The sequence below is a fragment of the Streptacidiphilus sp. BW17 genome (genome assembly GCF_041262485.1).
In the GTDB taxonomy this organism is placed as follows: Bacteria; Actinomycetota; Actinomycetes; order Streptomycetales; family Streptomycetaceae; genus Streptacidiphilus.
Genome location: NZ_JBGCCR010000063.1, coordinates 1 through 16,967, shown reverse-complemented (window position 1 = coordinate 16,967; position 16,967 = coordinate 1). Strand labels below are relative to the sequence as shown.

10 protein-coding genes and 1 pseudogene are annotated in these 16,967 nt (G+C 70.6%); 8 read left to right on the top strand and 3 right to left on the bottom strand.

Annotated elements, in window-relative coordinates:
• Positions 1-222: 222 nt before the first annotated feature.
• The 3 genes from ABH940_RS36345 to gabT form a co-directional block, all read right to left on the bottom strand.
• A complete protein-coding gene (locus ABH940_RS36345) occupies positions 223-795 on the bottom strand; it encodes a phosphatase PAP2 family protein (protein WP_370072968.1) in 573 nt (190 codons plus the stop codon).
• Between the two features lie 287 nt (positions 796-1,082).
• Positions 1,083-1,724 (bottom strand): C40 family peptidase, encoded by a 642-nt coding sequence (locus ABH940_RS36340; RefSeq protein WP_370072969.1) that lies wholly within the window; start codon positions 1,722-1,724, stop codon positions 1,083-1,085.
• 170 nt (positions 1,725-1,894) lie between these two features.
• Complete coding sequence (gabT, locus tag ABH940_RS36335) at positions 1,895-3,250, bottom strand: 4-aminobutyrate--2-oxoglutarate transaminase (RefSeq protein ID WP_370107230.1); 1,356 nt, start codon at positions 3,248-3,250, stop codon at positions 1,895-1,897.
• 368 nt (positions 3,251-3,618) lie between these two features.
• Between gabT and ABH940_RS36330 the strand changes: the two genes are divergently transcribed.
• The 8 genes and pseudogenes from ABH940_RS36330 to ABH940_RS36295 form a co-directional block, all read left to right on the top strand.
• Complete coding sequence (locus ABH940_RS36330; protein WP_370107229.1) at positions 3,619-5,760, top strand: ATP-binding protein; 2,142 nt, start codon at positions 3,619-3,621, stop codon at positions 5,758-5,760.
• A 196-nt stretch (positions 5,761-5,956) separates the two neighbouring features.
• Positions 5,957-7,522: a PucR family transcriptional regulator gene (locus ABH940_RS36325; RefSeq protein ID WP_370072973.1), complete on the top strand. Its 1,566-nt coding sequence runs from the start codon at positions 5,957-5,959 to the stop codon at positions 7,520-7,522.
• 157 nt (positions 7,523-7,679) lie between these two features.
• Positions 7,680-9,125, top strand: coding sequence for an aldehyde dehydrogenase family protein (locus tag ABH940_RS36320; RefSeq protein ID WP_370072979.1), 1,446 nt, complete (start codon positions 7,680-7,682; stop codon positions 9,123-9,125).
• A 96-nt stretch (positions 9,126-9,221) separates the two neighbouring features.
• Entirely contained in the window at positions 9,222-11,177 is a 1,956-nt protein-coding gene (locus ABH940_RS36315; RefSeq protein WP_370072975.1) for an acyl-CoA dehydrogenase family protein, read from the top strand.
• Between the two features lie 281 nt (positions 11,178-11,458).
• The gene (locus ABH940_RS36310) at positions 11,459-13,882 is read left to right on the top strand and encodes a protease pro-enzyme activation domain-containing protein (RefSeq protein ID WP_370107228.1); all 2,424 of its coding nucleotides are present in this window, start codon (positions 11,459-11,461) and stop codon (positions 13,880-13,882) included.
• 168 nt (positions 13,883-14,050) lie between these two features.
• Positions 14,051-15,283, top strand: coding sequence for a 1-deoxy-D-xylulose-5-phosphate reductoisomerase (gene dxr / locus ABH940_RS36305; RefSeq protein WP_370072977.1), 1,233 nt, complete (start codon positions 14,051-14,053; stop codon positions 15,281-15,283).
• Positions 15,284-15,403: 120 nt separating this feature from the next.
• A complete protein-coding gene (locus tag ABH940_RS36300; RefSeq protein WP_370072978.1) occupies positions 15,404-16,714 on the top strand; it encodes an RIP metalloprotease in 1,311 nt (436 codons plus the stop codon).
• 119 nt (positions 16,715-16,833) lie between these two features.
• Positions 16,834-16,967: pseudogene (locus ABH940_RS36295) on the top strand (4-hydroxy-3-methylbut-2-en-1-yl diphosphate synthase); the annotation flags it as partial.

The window sequence follows — 16,967 nt, the reverse complement described above, 5'->3', positions numbered from 1 at the left end:
GAAGCTAAGCCTCACAGCGCCGATGGTACTGCAGGGGGGACCCTGTGGGAGAGTAGGACGCCGCCGAACAATCTTTCCAGTGAAGCCCCCTGACCTCACGTCAGGGGGCTTCACTGCGTTATGGGTATGGGGACGGCAGGGATACAAGGTGTTGGGACACAGAGACGGCAGCATGTTCGCGTCGTCTCTTCCGCTCTCCCGCCTCTCCCGTGGCCCCGCGGATCAGCGCTCGTGCGCGACCCAGCGGTCGAGGCACCAGAGCGTGATGCCGGTGATGCAGCCGCTGGCGACCACGTCCCAGAGCCAGTGGTAGTTACGCCAGATCAGGCAGAAGCCGACGCCCACGCAGACGAACGTCGTCGCCACATAGATCAACCTCCGCAGTCGCGGCAGGACGCAGGCGGCGAGAAGGGCGGCTGTGCCGAGGCAGATCGCGGCCGTGGCCGTGTGGCCCGACGGGAACCAGCCCCAGTCGCCGGAGGCGACCGGCGCGCCGGCGGGACCGGGGCGGGCGATGAGGATCTTGCCCGGGATCACCGTCCCGAAGAGTACGACTGCCGCCAGAACGCCCGTCGCCAACGGCCGCCAGGAACGCTTCCAGGCGGTCGCCACCACGGTCACGAGCGTCAGCACCGTGCCCGAGATCTCCGGCAGGCCGATGTCCGTCCAACGTTCTGCGGTGCCGTCGACCCACGGCCAGTGCCGGAGTGACGCCGCCCATCCCTGGACCGTCGAGCGTGTCCAGCGGTCGACCGCCAACAGCGGGCCGTTGGTGAGGACCTGCTCCGTGAGCACGAGGAGGATGAGACCCAGCACGATCGGGAACCACACCGACGTCAGGGCAACACGTAGCCGCCCCGGAGCAGGGGGGAGAGCTCCGGGGCGGCTGATGTGATCGACGTTCCGCTTGGCCCGGGGGGTTTGAGCTCGGCGTTCTGTCGATCGGCTGAAGGGACTCAACGACGAGTCCAATGTGGTGTCCTCGGCGATGTCGTGCTTCTCCATCTGCCAATGACAGTACGTCACCTCAGGACGCCGATCGATCCGCCTCACCCACCCGCCATCAGGTCCGCACACGTTCTTCACGCTACGCCAGGAGGCTGTGAAGCGGCGGGTTCGGGGCGCACGGTCGCGACCAGCCGAGGACCCCAGGTGGGGTCGTCGAAGACATCGCGGAGCACGGCGACATTGGTACCGGTGTGCTCGGCGTGGATCATCGCGCCATTACCCAGGTAAAGACCGACGTGGTGGATCGGGCCCCCGGGGTCGGCGAAGAAGAGCAGGTCACCGGGGAGCAGATCGGAACGATTGGGGACGGCGCGGCCGAGCTGGGCCTGGGCGGCACTGTAGTGGGGGAGGACGACCGTGCCGCCGCTGGCCTCGAACCAGGCGTACCGGACCAGGCCGCTGCAGTCGAAGCCGACGGTGTGGTCAGCCATGCACCGCCCGTTCAGGTAGCCGTTGGTGCCGTCGCAGAAGCCGAGGGTGGGTCCGAGCAGGCTGCCGCCGCCCCACGAGTAGGGGACGCCGAATTCGGCCAGCGCCACCTGCGCAGCCTGGAAACCGCGCATCCGCTCGGTGATGGTGCCGACCGGGGAGGAGCCGTCGTCGGCACGGGCGGAGACGGGGACCGCCATCACGGCGGTCAGCGCGAGCGCGAACGCGCAGAACAGGGTGGTCAGCTGTGAGCCGATCCGGAAGGCGATCATGCGACGGAGCGTCATGGCCCGCATCACTACCCGGAACTGCCGCCCCTGGCCCACTCGGAGCAGCACTGTGCCCCCATCGGACGAAGCCGCGGACGAATCGCGGACGAATCCGATGGGGGCACAGGTGAGTCGAACGAGGGGAGCCCTGGAGCTCCGGTTTCCCGGATCTCCAGGAGAACCGCGGATCAGAGCGCGGCGAACGCGTTCTCGATGATGTCCAGGCCCTCGACCAGCAGGTGCTGCGGCATGACCAGCGGCGGCAGGAAGCGCAGCACGTTGCCGTAGGTGCCGGCGGTCAGGACCAGCAGACCCTCGTTGTGGCAGAACTTCGCCAGGGCGGCGGTCGCCTCCGGGTTCGGGTCCTTGCTGCCCGGCTTGACCAGCTCGACAGCGATCATCGCGCCGCGGCCACGCACGTCGCCGATGATGTCGAACTTCTCCTGCATCGCACGCAGGCGGGTCAGCATGGTCTCGCCGACGGCCTGGGCCTTGGCGTTGAGGTCCAGCTGCTTCATGGTCTCGATCGAGCCCAGCGCGGCGGCGCAGGCGACCGGGTTGCCGCCGTAGGTGCCACCGAGGCCACCGGCGTGGGCGGCGTCCATGATCTCGGCGCGGCCGGTCACGGCGGCCAGCGGCAGACCGCCGGCGATGCCCTTGGCGGTGGTGATCAGGTCCGGGACGATGCCCTCGTCGTTGCAGGCGAACCACTGGCCGGTGCGGCAGAAGCCGGTCTGGATCTCGTCGGCGACGAAGACGATGCCGTTGGCCTTGGCGTACTCGACGATCGCCGGGAGGAAGCCCTTGGCCGGCTCGATGAAGCCGCCCTCGCCCTGGATGGGCTCGATCACGATGGCGGCGACGTTCTCCGCGCCGATCTGCTTGTTGATGATGTCGATCGCCTGGGCGGCGGCCTCGGCGGCGCAGTTGTCCGGGCCGGTCAGCCAGCGGTAGGGGTACGCCAGCGGGACGCGGTGGACGTCGGGGGCGAACGGACCGAAGCCCTGCTTGTAGGGCATGTTCTTCGCGGTCATGCCCATGGTGAGGTTGGTGCGGCCGTGGTAGCCGTGGTCGAAGACCACGACGGCGGTGCGCTTGGTGTAGGCACGCGCGATCTTGACGGCGTTCTCGACGGCCTCGGCGCCGGAGTTGAACAGCGCGGTGCGCTTGTCGTGGTCACCCGGGGTCAGCTCGTTGAGCTGCTCGGCGACGGCGACGTAGCCCTCGTAGGGGGTGACCATGAAACAGGTGTGCGTGAAGGCGGCCAGCTGCTGCGAAGCGCGCTCGACGACCAGCTCGGCGGCGTTGCCCACGTTGGTCACGGCGATGCCGGAACCGAAGTCGATGAGGGAGTTGCCGTCCACGTCCTCGACCACGCCGCCACCGGCGCGGGTGATGTAGACGGGAAGGGTGGTGCCGACACCGGCGGCCACCGCGTTGAGCTTGCGTGCGTGCAGCTCCTGCGACTTCGGACCGGGGATCGCGGTGACGAGGCGGCGCTCCTGCGGAAGCGAGGGGCCGCCGGGAAGCTGGGCAGCGCTCATGAGGTGGTCTCCCATGCGTGAGATCGGCGGGTGATCGAGTCGGCGGGTGATCGAAGTCGATCGGGCGCCTGGACGTTCAAGGGGATCGTCCCTTTCAGCAGGCTACGGCGGGACCCCGACTCCGGCATACGCCGAAGGGGAGTGAACCGGAACCGGAGTTGTCCTTGTCGGACACTGATCTTGAACCGTGTGCTTTCGCCCATGGTCCGGTTCCGCTCCACTAGATTGGGAGCTTCGACAGCGGTGCTTTGTGTGCGGGGCAAGGGAGCGGGACTGCGATGTCACTCGACGGACACACTGCCCTTCCCTCCGAACCGTCGCCTGACCGGTCGCCTGACCGGTCGCCCGATCCGTCTGTGATCCCGCCGATGCCCAGCGCCCCGCCCCGGGTTCCCACAGGTACGGGGATCCCTCCGCAGCACGGCGAGTCCGGTGGCGGCGCGGGGTTCGACCTCGTCGGCTGGGCGACCACGGCGCGGCACCCGGGCCCTGTCGGCGTCTTCGGCCTCGGCCCCGCGCCCATCGACCGGGACGAGCAGGCGCTCGCCGACGAGGCCGTCCCCGGCGGGAAGCTGCTGCTGCGGGCAGGCCTCAACCTGGTCGTCGCGTACGTGCTGTTCGACCTGGTCCAGGGCCCGTTCGTCTGGCTGGTCTCCATACTGCTCCCGGGCTTCACCCGCGCGGCAGGGCAGAAGGACTGGTGGGCGATCACGCTCTCCTATCTCCTCTATGTACCGCTGCTGGCGCTGTTCGTCTGGGTTTTCGGCCGGATGGGCCGGTGGAAGGTGGTGTGGCGACGGTACGGACGTCCGCTGCTGCGGCAGCTCTCCACGGCCGGTGAGCCGATGCCACAGGCAAAGGCACCGGCACGGCCGCAGCCGCAGCGTGGTGCGGCGGGGGCGTCCGCGCCGCCGACCGGCGCCGCCGATCAGGAACCGGCGGACGTGTGGGAGCCGCTTCGGAATGTCGCGCATCCCGGGACGCTCGCGCTGCTGGACGCCGAGACCGCGCAGCGGCACGTCGGGGATGTCGACCACCAGCGGTTGCTGCAGGCGCTGTCCTGCGTCCGGCACGATCCGGACCGGCTCGGCGCGCTGCTCGGCGCGGTGCGGGACCACGGGGCCGCGGCCTGCGCGCATCCGTCGGGGGCGCGGGACCTGGCCGGGAGGAGTCCGGCGCAGGACCTGTTGCTGCGTCAGGTCCGGCTCGGCGCAGTCGAAAGCGTGCCGAAGAACCCGACCGAGTACCGGGGCGCGGACCTCGCGTTGGACCCGCCGCTGCTCGGCACCTCCCTCCTTGCCGTCGGGCCGCCCGGTACCGGGAAGACCACCCGGCTGGCCCGGCCGGTCGCCGAGGCGCTCTGCCTCCAGGCGCTGACCGGCTCGGCGGTCGTCGTCGCGGTCGGGGCCACCGACGCCGACCTGGGGCCGGACGACTGGTACGACGTGGTCGTCTCGCCCGGTGACCCGAACTCCGGTTACGGGCTCGATCTCTTCGGCGGCGCACGACAGTTGGACGAGGCCGCGGCCCGGCTCGCGGACGCGCTGCTGCCGGACGAGCTGGCGCTGCGCGCCGAGGGCGCCCGCCTCGCGCTGCAGCAGATCGCCGGGCCGTTCCACACCGCGTACGGGCGGCTGCCCGGTGTCCGGGAGCTGGTGCTGCTGCTGCGCGGTGAGCAGACCGCGTGGGCGGCGCTGCTCGACGCGGTCGAGGAGTCCGGGGCGCTCCCCGCCTACCAGCACGAACTCGCCCAGCGCGAGCGGATGCACGGGACCGTCGACGACCCGGGCACGCTGCTGGCGGACCGTCTGGCGCTGTTGGACCGACCGGTCTTCGCGGGTTTCTTCAACCCCTCGGAGGGCGACCCGGAGCCGCTTCCGCTCTTCGCGCTGCGAGCCCTGGACCACCCCCTGCGGGTGCGGGTCGCGCTGCCGGACCACAGCCACCCGGAGGCGTCCCGGATCCTGGCGCGTCTGGCGGTGGGCCAGTTCCTGCACGCGGCGGCCAACCGGCAGGACCGCTCGCTCTTCGCCGGCCTGGTTGTGGACGACGCCTCGGCCGCGGTGGACTCGCACGCGATCCGGACGATCCAGCGCCTGCGCGGCGCGAACGCGGGCGCGCTGCTGATGCTGCGCACCCTGATCGACCTGCCCGAACAGCTGCGCGCCCCGCTCTTCGGGGCGGTCGGCGGCAGGATGGCCTTCCCGGGCATCGCGCCCTGGGACGGCAAGCTCTTCGCGGAGTCGTGGGGCACCGTCTGGGTCGACGAGAAGGACGTGACCCGCGCGCCGGACATGTCCGGCGGCATGATCCGCAAGCTGTTCCGCGGCGCGCGGACCGTGCTGGCGGGGGAGCGGGCGCACACGGAGAGCGTCACCACCCGTAAGGTCGAGCGGCGCCGCTGGTCCGCGTCCGACCTGGCCCAGGTGCTGCCGCGCGGGCACGCCGTGGTCTCGCTCACTTCGGTGGACGGGACGCAGGTGCCGCCGCTGATGATCAAGCTTCCCTGACCCGGCTTCGACCGGCTCTGGTTTCCGGGTCAGGTTTCCCGACGCGCGAGTAGCTTCTCCACTCAGGCAGAATCAGTCGAAAGGGCTTGGACGTGTCGTCCAAGCTCGCTCATCCGTACGCAACCAGCTCCGCGCAACCAGCTCCTCCGGAGCGCCGCAACGACGCGGTGCGCCGACTCTGCCGGTCGAAGGTGTCATGTCTCAAGAGAAGCCCCCTCGCCCCGACGACGACGTTCGGGCAACCGGCGTGACCATCGAGTCGCTCGTGGCCATGCCCGGCCTCGGCCTGCTGGTACGGGCCGGTGACACCGCGCTGGAGCGGCCGGTTAGGTGGGTGCACACCAGCGAGCTGGACGACCCCGTGCCGTACCTCGAGGGCGGGGAGCTGCTGCTCACCACCGGGCTCAAGCTCGGCAAGGGCAAGGAGAAGCTGCGCCAGTACGTGCACCGGCTGGCCGACGCCGGAGTGGCCGGACTGGGCATCGGGGTGGGCCTGACCTATGCCGAGGTCCCCGCCGCGCTGATCGAGGCCGCCACCGAGCGTGAGCTGCCCCTGCTCGAAGTGCCGCAGCTGACGCCGTTCATCGCCATCAGCAAGGCGGTGACGGCGGCGCTGGCCGCGGAGCAGTACCGGGCGGTGGCCACCAGCTTCGAGGCGCAGGAGGAGCTCACCCGGGCGGCGCTCGGCAAGGACGGGACGGCGGCGGTCGTCGGTCGGCTTGCCTCCCGGCTCGGCGGTTGGGCCGCCCTCTACGACGCCTCCGGCACCGTCGTCGTGTCCGCTCCGGACTGGGCCGCGCGCCGCGCCGGACGCCTCCGCCCGGAGGTGGACCGGCTGCGCAGCCGCCCCGCGCCCGCGAGCGCATCGCTGCAGGGCGACACCCAGGACACCCAGGACTACGTGGTGCTCCAGTCCCTCGGCGCGGACCGCCGCGCCCGGGGCTTCCTCGCGGTCGGCACCGAGGACCGGCTGACCTCGGGCGAGCGCTACGTCGTCAACGCCGCCGTCGCGCTGCTGACGCTGACCCTGGAGCGCTCGCGCGACCTGCGCCGCGCCGAGGACCGGATGCGGACGGCGCTGCTGCGCCTGGTCCTGGCCGGGGAGACGGTGATCGCCAAGGAGGTCGCCGACGCGCTGCTCGGCGGTCTGCCGCAGGGTCCCGTGCGGGTGCTGGTCGCCGAGGGGGACGGCCTGGCCGAGCTGGGCGACCGCGCCGAGCAGGCCGCGTCCCGGACCGGAGAGTCGCTGCTGCTGGCACCCGAGGGCGACCGGTTGGTGTTGATCGCCGTCGACGGCGGGATGGTGCACCAGGTCTGCACGGACCTGGCGGCCGACCTGGAGTCGGTCACCGTCGGTGTCTCCTCTCCGACGATGCTGGAGTCCGCGGGTCCCGCCGCGGCGGAGGCGGAGCGCGCGCTCGCCGTCGCGCTGCGCAGCGGCAGGCGCAGCGTCGACCACTCCGAGGTCGGTGCGGGGTCGCTGCTACCGCTGCTCGGAGACGAGGCGGTCCAGGCCTTCGCGGACGGCCTGCTGCGGCCGCTGCGCGAGCACGACCGCACCTCGCGCGGTGACCTGGAGGCCAGCCTGCGGGCCTGGCTCTCCCGCCACGGCCAGTGGGACGCGGCGGCGGCGGATCTCGGCGTCCACCGGCACACGCTCCGCTACCGCATGCGGCGGGTGGAGGAACTGCTGGGGCGCTCGCTGGACGACACGGACGTCCGCATGGAGCTCTGGCTGGCGCTCCGCGCCTCCGGTGAGTGAAGAACTTCCGATCAGAGGGCTCGCAACTACCTCGCCGTTCCGGAGCACAGGGCCGTGGCAACTCATACAGTCCGGACAAGCTTCATCACGTCCTCCGCGCCCTACCGTTGAAGGCGTAGATCCCTCAGGACCATGGACGGAAGGACCGGTGACCGCGGTGACCACCACCTACGCATTCTGGCTGGCGGGACGGCAGGAGACCGGCCCCGAGACGCTTGATGTGCACCACCCGTACGACGGCAGGGTCGTGGCGAAGGTGGGCATCGCGAGCGACGCGCAGGTCGAGGAGGCCGTCGCCGCCGCCTACGCCGTCAAGGACGAGTTCGCCGCGACCCCCGCGTACGTACGGGCCGCCGCGCTGGACCACGTGTCCAAGCGCCTCGCCGAGCGGACCGAGGAGATCGCGCAGCTGATCACCGCCGAGAACGGCAAGCCGATCAAGTGGGCCCGTGGCGAGGTCGGCCGTGCCGTCTCCGTCTTCCGCTGGGCCGCCGAGGAGGCGCGCCGGTTCAACAGCGGTGAGGGTCAGCGGCTCGACACCGACGCCGGCGGCACCGGCCGTCTCGGCTACGTGCGCCGCTTCAACCGCGGCGTCGTGCTCGGCATCGCGCCGTTCAACTTCCCGCTGAACCTGGTCGCGCACAAGGTCGCCCCGGCCATCGCCGTCGGTGCCCCGATCATCCTCAAGCCGGCCCCGGCCACTCCGCTCTCGGCGCTCGTGCTCGGCGAGATCCTGGCCGAGACCGACCTGCCGGCCGGTTCCTGGTCTGTGCTGACCGTGCCGAACGACCGGATGCCGGCGCTGGTCCAGGACCCGCGTCTGCCCGTCATCTCCTTCACCGGCTCCGACAAGGTCGGCTACGCGATCCTCGACTCGGTGCCGCGCAAGCACGTCACCCTGGAGCTGGGCGGCAACGCCGCCGCTGTCGTGCTCGGCGACTGGAACTCCGAGGCGGACCTGGACTGGGCCGCGTCCCGTATCGCGACCTTCGCCAACTACCAGGGCGGCCAGTCCTGCATCTCGGTGCAGCGCGTGATCGCCGACGCGTCGGTCTACGACCGTCTGGTGGAGAAGGTCGTCGCCAAGGTCGGCGTGCAGGTCACCGGTGACCCGACCGACGACGCCGTCGACGTCGGCCCGCTGGTCAGCGAGGACGCCGCCAAGCGCGTCGAGTCCTGGGTGGACGAGGCCGTCAACGCGGGCGCCAAGCTGCTCGCCGGTGGCAAGCGGGACGGCGCCAGCTACGCGCCGACCGTGGTCGCCGAGCTGCCGGGCGGCGTGACGCTGGCGACCGAGGAGGTCTTCGGCCCGGTCCTGTCGCTGCAGAAGGTCGAGGGCGTCGACGAGGCCTTCGCCGCGGTCAACGACTCGAAGTTCGGTCTGCAGGTGGGTGTCTTCACGCACGACGTGCAGGTGGCCTTCCGGGCCCACCGCGAGCTGGAGGTCGGCGGCGTGATCGTCGGCGACGCCCCGTCCTACCGCGCCGACCAGATGCCCTACGGCGGCGTCAAGGACTCCGGCATCGGCCGCGAGGGTGTCGCCTACGCGATGACCGACTACACCTACGAGCGCGTCCTCGTGCTCACCGGTCTGGCCCTCTGACGGAGCACAGCACCGTCTCACCCCTGGTGACCATGGAGGCACTCAGCGTACGGTCGGGTCATACTGGCAGGTATCCCACCGTCGAGGTGATGCCCCGTGTCCGGCTCCGTCCCCCATGCTGCCCCCAAGGTCACCGAGCGTGAAGCCCGCCGTGTCGCGGAGGAGGCCCGGGAACAGGACTGGCGAAAGCCCAGCTTCGCCAAGGAACTGTTCCTGGGCCGTTTCCGGCTGGACCTGATCCACCCGCACCCGCTGCCGGACGAGGCGGCGGAGCGGGAGGGCGGGGAGTTCCTCGCCCGTCTGCGCGACTTCTGTGCGACGAAGATCGACGGCGCGGTGATCGAGCGGGACGCGCAGATCCCCGACGAGGTGGTCAAGGGCCTGCAGCAACTGGGCGTCTTCGGGATGAAGATCGACCGCGAGTACGGCGGGCTCGGCCTCACCCAGGTGCACTACAACCGGGCGCTCACCCTGCTCGGCAGCGTCAGCCCGGCGATCGCGGCGCTGGTCTCCGCGCACCAGTCGATCGGCGTACCGCAGCCGCTCAAGATCTTCGGTACGCCCGAGCAGAAGCAGGCCTTCCTGCCGCGCTGCGCGACCACCGACATCACCGCCTTCCTGCTGACCGAGCCGGACGTCGGCAGCGACCCGGCCCGTCTGGCGACCACGGCCACGCCCACCGAGGACGGCAGCGGCTACGTGCTCGACGGGGTCAAGCTCTGGACCACCAACGGCGTCGTCGCCAGCCTGCTGGTGGTGATGGCCCGGGTGCCGAAGTCCGAGGGGCACCGTGGCGGGATCACCGCCTTCGTCGTGGAGACCGAGTCGGCCGGTGTCACCGTGGAGAACCGCAACGCCTTCATGGGGCTGCGCGGGATCGAGAACGGGGTGACCCGCTTCGACGGTGTCCTGGTGCCGGCCGGGAACCGGATCGGCCGTGAGGGGGAGGGTCTGAAGATCGCGCTGACCACCCTCAACACCGGCCGCCTCTCGCTGCCCGCGATGTGCGTCGGCGCGGGCAAGTGGTGTCTGAAGATCGCCCGTGAGTGGTCGGCCGCCCGCGAACAGTGGGGTCGGCCGATCGCCGAGCACGAGGCGGTCGCGTCCAAGATCTCCTTCATCGCCGCGACCACCTTCGCGCTGGAGGCGGTACTCGAACTGTCCGGCCAGATGGCCGACGAGCAGCGCAACGACATCCGGATCGAGGCGGCGCTGGCCAAGCTCTACGGCTCGGAGATGGGCTGGCTGATCGCCGACGAACTGGTGCAGATCCGCGGCGGACGCGGCTACGAGACGGCGGCCTCGCTGGCGGCGCGCGGCGAACGTGCGGTCCCCACCGAGCAGGTGCTGCGGGACATGCGGATCAACCGGATCTTCGAGGGCTCGACCGAGATCATGCACCTGCTGATCGCCCGCGAGGCGGTCGACGCGCACCTGAAGGTCGCCGGCGACCTGATCGAACCGGAGGCGGACCTGCGCCGTAAGGGTCGCGCGGCGGCCAAGGCCGGTGCGTTCTACGCCGGTTGGCTGCCCAAGCTGGTCGCGGGACCGGGCCAGGTGCCGACCTCCTACCGCGAGTTCCACCCGTCGGGCTGCCGGGACCTCTCGCCGCACCTGCGGTATGTCGAGCGCAGCGCACGGAAGTTGGCGCGATCGACGTTCTACGCGATGTCGCGTTGGCAGGGCCGGATGGAGACCAAACAGGGTTTCCTGGCGCGGATCGTCGACATCGGCGCGGAACTGTTCGCGATGAGCGCCGTCTGCGTCCGGGCCGAACTGCTGCGCACCCGCGACGGCGCGGAGGCGGGCCGGGGCGCGTACGAACTGGCGGATGTCTTCTGCGCACAGGCGCGGATCCGGACCGAGGAACTCTTCGATCGACTGTGGACCAACACCGATCGGGACGATCGAACGCTCAGTCGGAATGTGCTGGCGGGTCGTTATCTCTGGCTGGAGGAGGGCGTGTTGGACCCCTCCGGCGAGGGCCCTTGGATCGCTGACGCCACACCGGGCCCGGCCCGGCGGGAGAACGTGCACCGGACGATCGAGTGATCGTCTGGGATTGAGCGCTTCTGGTCGATCGGTCGATCGGTCGCTGGATCGATCGACCGGAAGGCCGTTGGTGACCGCAACGCGGGGGGTGGTGCCCTCGTTTGTGAACATGTTACGTGAATCCGGGCCACCCCCTGGTCGGCTGACAGGCGGTCACCACTACGATGCGCTCTGGCGTGCGATGAATGAGGTCGCCGGGGGACCGCGCGCCGCGATGCATTCTTGTGAGGCCGCTGTGTGGCCGCTCCCGGCGTGACCGATGACGAGGAGCAGGTCCCAAGGTGAGCTACCCACCGTACGGGCAGAACCCGCAGCAGCCGCCCAGGCCGCCGTACGGCGGCCCACCCCAGCCCTATCCGCAGCAACCGCCGCAGCAGCAGCCGCCGAACCCGTACGGTCGGCCGCCGCAGCAGCCGCAGCCCTTCCCGGGTCAGCAGCCGCCCCAGCCGCCGCAGAACCCCTACGGTGGCCAGCCGCAGCCGCCGCAGAATCCGTACGGCGGTCAGCCGCAGCAGCCGCAGAACCCCTACGGCGGTCAGCAGCCTCCCCAGCAGCCGCCCCAGAATCCGTACGGCGGCCAGCCGCCGCAGCAGCCGCCCTTCGGCGGCGGTCCGGGCGGACCCGGTGGACCGGGTGGTCCCGGTGGCCCGTTCGGTCCGTCCGGCCCGTCCGGCCCGTCCGGCGCAGGTGGGTCCGGTGGGTCGAACCGCCCGTCAGGAAAGCGTCGTGGGCGGATGCTCATCGGTGCCGTGGTGGCCCTCGCGGTGGTGGCCGTCGGCGGCATCGTCATCGCGTCGTCGGGCGGCGGGGGTGGTGGCAACTCGAAGTCCGGCAGCCAGGACGGCACGATGGCCTTCCAGAGCGGCGACTCCTGGTCGCCGCCGTCGTGGGCCGTCGCGTCCAACGACATCGGTGCCGCCAACGCCAAGACCGTGGTGTCCGGCCAGGTGTGGTTCGCCAAGGCGTCGCCGGCAAACCTGCGGTCCTACGCCCAGTCCGTCGGTACGCCCGGTGACCCCAAGTACCACCAGTTCCTGACGCCGACTCAGTTCAACACCCAGTTCGCCAACGGCGCGAACGCGGGTGCGGCGGTCACGCAGTGGGTGCAGCAGGCCGGCATGAAGGTCCTGAACAAGGACGCGCAGTCGATCACCGTCTCCACCACGATCGGCGAGGTCGAGCAGACGCTCAAGGTCCAGATCCACCGCTTCAAGCACGCGGGCCGCGTCGACATCGCGCCGACCTCCCAGCCGCAGTACCCCTCCGACGTGGGCAACTACGTCTCCGCCGTCACCGGTCTGACCACCTCCAGCCCGATTCAGACGCCGCACCTGGAGGTGAGCGCCGGTTCCGCCGATTGCAGCACCTTCTGGGGGCAGCGCGCCTCCGGCCTGCCCGCGGCTTCGGACGGCAGCCCGGTGCAGCAGCAGCTGTGCGGGTACACCGCGAAGCAGCTCCGCACCGCCTATGGCGCGGCGGCCAGCGGGATGACCGGAAAGGGCGTCACCATCGCGGTGGTGGACGCGTACGCGTCGCCGACTATCGTGCAGGACGTCGACCAGTGGTCCAAGGAGATGGGCCTGCCGCCGCTTGCGCCGGGCCAGTTCACCCAGGACATCCCGTCCGAGTACCCGTCGACTGCGCAGGCCGCGGACGCCTCCGGATGGTGGGGAGAGGAGACGCTCGACATCGAGACGGTGCACGCGATGGCACCGGACGCGAAGATCGTCTACTACGGTGTCCAGCAGCCTGACGACCAGTACTTCTTCGGTGCCTTCCAGAAGATCGTCTCGAACCACACCGCGGACATCGTCAGCAACTCCTGGGGTGGTCAGGAAGCGGGCACCGACCCCAACGACTTCAACGCCGCCGCGCAGATCTTCCAGCAGGGCGCGATCGAGGGGATCAACTTCAACTTCTCCAGCGGCGACAGCGGCGACTACACCCAGGCACAGCAGCAGCCGTCGTCCCAGCCGGCGGTGAGCTTCCCCGCGTCCGACCCCTGGGCGACCGGGGTCGGCGGCACGGCCCTCGGCACCGACGCGGGCGGCAACTACAAGTGGGAGACGTCCTGGGGCGACGAGTCCTACCCCATCAGCGGGACGTCCTACGGCTCGACCGGCACCTTCCAGGGCGGTGGCGGTGGTGGCAACAGCGCCGTCTTCCCCGCGCCGCCGTTCCAGTCCGGCATCGTGCCCACCTCGCTGTCGAACGTCTCGGGCAAGGCCCAGCGTGAGGTGCCCGACGTGGGCATGCTGGCCGACCCGGGGACCGGGATCCTGCTGGGCGAGACCATGGGCAACGCCGTGGCCGCGCCCACGTCCGACGGCGGCCAGACGTTCTCCATGTCCGGTGGCCAGTACCAGCACGGGACGATGGGCGGCACCAGCCTCGCCTGCCCGATGTTCAGCGCGATGGAGGCGCTGGCCATGCAGGAGAGCGGGAGCGCGTTCGGCTTCGCCAACCCGGTCCTCTACAAGCTCAACGGCACGTCGTCCTTCCACGACGTGACGGACTCGCCCGCTGCCCTCGGCGGTCACCACCCCGCGTTCGAGGGTGCGGACCAGGCGGGTAACCCGGCCCTGTACCTGATGGCCAAGGACAGCTCGCTGACCGCGGGGCAGGGCTACGACGACACCACCGGCCTGGGCAGCCCCACGGCCGACTTCGTCGCCTGGTTCAAGGCCCATCCGACCGGGCAGTGACCCCGATCCTCCGGACATGGGGGATGACCGAGCGATGACGCAGACCCGGCCCCGGCTCCACCGGCGGCCGGGTCTTCGTCATCCACGAAGACCGTGTGTTCACCAAGATCCGGTCAACCCGCCCGGGCCTCGTCCGTGGCGCCGCGCGCGGCACGACACAATGTCGGTATGACACTTCTCGCCGACCCGCACCTGCGCTTCGAGCCCGCCGTCGCCGACCCCGACGCCCCTCGGGAGCTGGTGATCCTCGGATCCACCGGTTCCATCGGGACGCAGGCCATCGACGTGGTGCTGCGCAACCCCGGCCGGTTCCGGGTGGTCGGGCTCTCCGCGGCGGGCGGTCGGGTGGAGCTGCTGGCCGAGCAGGCGCTGAAGCTGGGCGTCGCGGTGGTCGCCGTGGCGCGCCCCGAGGCTGCCGAGCCGCTCCGCGCCGCGCTGGCGGCCGGGGCCCCCGCCGGGGCGAAGCTGCCGGAGATCCTGGCCGGGCCGGACGCGGCGACCGAGCTTGCCGGGATGGAGTGCCACTCGGTGCTCAACGGCATCACCGGGTCGATCGGTCTGGCGCCCACCCTGGCCGCGCTCCGGGCCGGACGGGTGCTGGTGCTGGCCAACAAGGAGTCGCTGATCGTCGGCGGGCCGCTGGTCAAGGCGGTCGCCAGGCCGGGTCAGATCGTGCCGGTCGACTCCGAGCACGCCGCGCTCTTCCAGGCGCTGACGGCGGGCTCCCGGCGCGAGGTCCGCAAGCTGGTGGTCACCGCCAGCGGCGGTCCGTTCCGCGGCTGGAGCCGGGAGAAGCTGGCCGGCGTCACCAAGGAGCAGGCGCTGGCCCACCCGACCTGGGCGATGGGACCGGTCGTCACGATCAACTCGGCGACCCTGGTCAACAAGGGCTTGGAGGTCATCGAGGCGCACCTGCTCTACGACATCCCGTTCGAGCGGATCGAGGTCGTGGTCCATCCGCAGTCGATCGTCCACTCCATGGTGGAGTTCACCGACGGGTCCACGATGGCCCAGGCCAGCCCGCCCGACATGCGGATGCCGATCTCGCTCGGCATCGGCTGGCCGGAGCGGGTGCCGGACGCCGCCCCGGGATGCGACTGGACCAAGGCCGCGAGCTGGGAGTTCTTCCCGCTCGACACCGAGGCCTTCCCGTCCGTCGGCCTGGCCCGCGAGGTGGGCCGACTGGGCGGCACCGCGCCGGCGGTCTTCAACGCCGCCAACGAGGAGTGCGTCGAGGCGTTCCTGCAGGGAAGGCTGGCATTCACAGGCATCGTGGATACCGTGGCGAAGGTGGTGGCCGAACACGGCACTCCGCAGCAGGGAACCTCGTTGACCGTCGAGGACGTCCTCGCAGCGGAGAGCTGGGCCCGGGCCAGGGCGCAGGCGATCGCCGCCGGGTGACGGCATGATGTACGGCGTGGCCCGACCGGACGGCGCGGTCACGCCTGAGGTTGACGACACGGGCACGACAGCACGCACGACGACCGGCATGACAGAGGCAGTAGAGGGAGCAACTGGGCGATGACGACACTGATGACGATCCTGGGCATCGTGGTCTTCGTGCTCGGCCTGCTCTTCTCCATCGCCTGGCACGAGCTGGGCCACCTCACCTGGGCCAAGGTCTTCAAGGTGCGCGTGCCGCAGTACATGGTGGGCTTCGGGCCGACGATCTGGTCGCGTCGCAAGGGCGACACCGAGTACGGCGTCAAGGCGATCCCGCTCGGCGGGTACATCCGGATGATCGGCATGTTCCCGCCCGGCGCGGACGGCAAGGTGACCGCGCGCTCGACCTCGCCCTGGCGCAGCATGATCGAGGACGCCCGCGAGCAGTCCTATGAGGAGATCCTTCCGGGCGACGACACCCGCCTCTTCTACACGCGCAAGCCGTGGCAGCGGGTCATCATCATGTTCTTCGGTCCGTTCATGAACCTGATCCTGGCCTTCGTGCTCTTCCTGGTCGTGCTGATGGGCTTCGGCATCCCGCAGGCCCAGCCGACCATCGCGGTGGTCCAGAAGTGCGTGGCGGCCACCAACTCGACCTCCGCGCAGACGGGCACCTGCGGGGCGAAGGACCCGGAGACCCCGGCCGCGGCGGCCGGCCTTCGGCCCGGCGACAAGATCACCAGCTTCGACGGCGCCACGGTCACCAACTACGACCAGCTGCAGAACGCGATCCGACAGCACCCGGACGACCAGGTGACGCTCGGGATCGAACGAAACGGTCAGTCGCTCAGCAAGACGGTCAAGCTGACCACCAACACGCTCCAGGCGATCGACTCGAACGGAAACCCGACCAACGGAACGGTCAAGGCCGGCTTCCTCGGCATCGAGCCGATCACCCCGACCGTCCAGCTCGGCGTCGGCCAGAGCCTGGACCAGATGGGCAGCATGGCGCGCCAGGGCGTGTCCTCGATCGTGGCACTGCCGTCGAAGATCCCCTCGCTCTGGGGCGCGGCCTTCGAGGGCAAGCCGCGCACGCTGGACTCGCCGGTCGGCGTCATCGGCGTGGCCCGGGTCGGCGGCGACGTGCTGGCCATGCACGCTCCCGCCAGCGCGCGGATCGCGACCATGCTGCAGCTGCTCGCGGGCCTGAACCTCTCCCTCTTCCTGCTCAACATGCTGCCGCTGCTGCCGCTGGACGGCGGGCACATCGCCGGCGCGCTCTGGGAGGCGGTGCGCCGTCGCGCCGCCGCGCTGATCAAGCGCCCGGACCCGGGCCCGTTCGACGTGGCCAAGCTGATGCCGGTCGCCTACGTGGTGGCGGGACTCTTCCTGTGCTTCACCGTCCTGGTGATGATCGCCGACGTGGTCAACCCGGTCCAACTGGGCTGAACCGGAGTGGTCACTTCGGTCCGGTACCGTTGGCCTGGGTGCGCCGACGACAAGCAGCGCGCCCGGCTTGCCCGGAGCGCCCGGGTGGCCCTCGCCGCACCTTGGGGATTACGCAAGCAATGACCGCGATCTCGCTGGGAATGCCGTCCGTGCCGCTGGAGCTGTTGGCTCCGCGTCGTCAGAGCCGTCGGATCATGGTGGGGAATGTCCCGGTCGGTGGGGGTGCGCCGATTTCGGTGCAGTCGATGACGAC